This window comes from Saccharopolyspora sp., assembly GCF_017434145.1.
GTDB classification, from domain to species: Bacteria; Actinomycetota; Actinomycetes; order Mycobacteriales; family Pseudonocardiaceae; genus Saccharopolyspora_C; species Saccharopolyspora_C galaxeae.
On sequence record NZ_JAFRFW010000133.1, the window covers coordinates 1 to 1850 of the forward strand.

The 1850-nt window shown below is 69.9% G+C and carries 2 protein-coding genes; both read left to right on the forward strand.

What is annotated here, in order from left to right:
- Positions 1-818, forward strand: an 818-nt coding sequence (locus IJH84_RS03620) for a hypothetical protein (RefSeq protein WP_295140122.1), incomplete at its 5' end; no start/stop codon positions are given.
- Between the two features lie 112 nt (positions 819-930).
- Positions 931-1850: hypothetical protein (locus tag IJH84_RS03625; RefSeq protein WP_295140124.1), on the forward strand; the 920-nt coding region annotated here is incomplete at its 3' end.

The following is a 1850-nucleotide window of genomic DNA, read 5'->3' on the forward strand; positions in this document are numbered from 1 at the left end:
ACGTCGTGGTGGACGACGCGAGCGGCGAGGTCGAGTCGCAGGACAACGAGCACCTGAAGTTCCGTGCCGCGTCGGTGGTGAAGTTGCTCATCGCCCTGGACCACCTGGAACGGCTCGATCCCGACGTGCCGATCACCGAAGACGACCGGCTGCTGCTGCAGCCGATGTTGCGCTCCAGCAATGACGACGTGGCCACCGCGTTGTGGGCGGAGGGCGGCGGGATCGACATCATCGAACGCGCGGTGGACAAGATCGGCTTGTCGGACACCGAACCGCCGCCGGCGGGCCAGGAAACCACCTGGGGCTACACCAGGATGAGCGCTTCGGACGTCGCCGCGACCTACCGCTACATCAGGCACGGGGCCGATCCCCGCACTCGGGATTTCATGCTGGAGAACCTGCGGCGGCACACCGCCTGCGCCGCCGACGGTTTCGACCAGTCCTTCGGCCTGCCCAGCGCCGCGCCCGAGGTGGGTGCGGTCAAGCAGGGCTGGTCCGGTTTCGGCGTCTCGCCCGCGTCGGGCCGCAGGTGCAACGGCTCCGACGATCCGGCCCGCACCGGTGAGCTACTGGCCGATCTCGCGGGGCAGGCGGTGCGCGCGCCGGCCCCGGTGGACGACGTCCCGACCGCGGCGGACGACGTCCCGGCCGCGGCGGAGCAGGCAGCGGACCCGAACACGACGCGGCGAGCCATGCACACCACCGGCATCGTCGACGACAAGATCGTCGTGCTGCTCACGCTGCAACCCGACGGCACCACCTGGCAGACCGCGGCGGACGCGGTTTCCGAACGCACCGGCGAGTTGCTGCAGAGCTGATCTCCGCGGCGGGCCTCCGGGGTTCTGCGATCTCTTCCGGGCTGTCGAAGGGAATCCCCGATCTTCCGTCCGAAGTGGACCACTCGGCCGCGTAGCGGCATAGGCTCCGCTCGTGGCCAGTATTCGAAACCTCAAACATGCCAAGGAATTCGGTCGTTTCGTCGGTGCCGCGGCGGTCGGCCTCGCACTGCTGGCGTCTCCGGGAGTCGCCTCGGCCGCCGAACTTCCCGCGAACTCCACCGCCGCCCACGTCGTCATGGACGAGTCGGGCGGGAAGGTCCGTTCGAAGCACGACGAGCACCGGAAGTTCCGCGCCGCGTCGGTGGTGAAGCTGCTCATCGCCGTGGACCACCTGGAACGCCTCGACCAGGCCAAGCCGATCCCCGAGGAGGACAAGCTGCTGCTGCAGCCGATGCTGCGATCCAGCAACGACGACGCGGCCAGCGATTTCTGGGTGCGCAACGGCGGCGCCGAGATCATCGAGCGCTCGGTCGCCAAGATGGGGCTGCAGGACACCGTTCCGCCGCCCGCCGACCAGTCGAGCGTTTGGGGCTACACCGGCACCAGCGCCTCCGACATCGCCAAGACCTACCGCTACGTCCTGGACAAGACCGATGCCCGCACCCGGGACTTCGTGCTGACGAACCTGGGCAAGCACACCAAGTGCGCCGCGGACGGTTTCGACCAGTCCTTCGGCCTGCCCAGCGCCGCGCCCGAGGCGGACGCGGCCAAGCAGGGCTGGTCCGGCTTCGGCGACGGTCCCGCGCCGGGACAGGAGTGCAACGACTCCGACGATCCCGCGCGCACCGGGCAGCTGCTGTCCTCGGAGCCGGTCCAGCGCTCCAAGGCGTCGGCTTCGGCGGAAAGCCGCGGCGGCGCGCGGCCGTTCGCGGCGAACGGCGACGTGGACCTCACCCGGCGAGCCATGCACACCACGGGCATCGCGGACGGCAAGATCGTCGTGCTGCTCACCCTGCAGCCCGATGGCACCCCCTGGCAGACCGCTGCCGACGGGGTGACCGCCAGCACCGA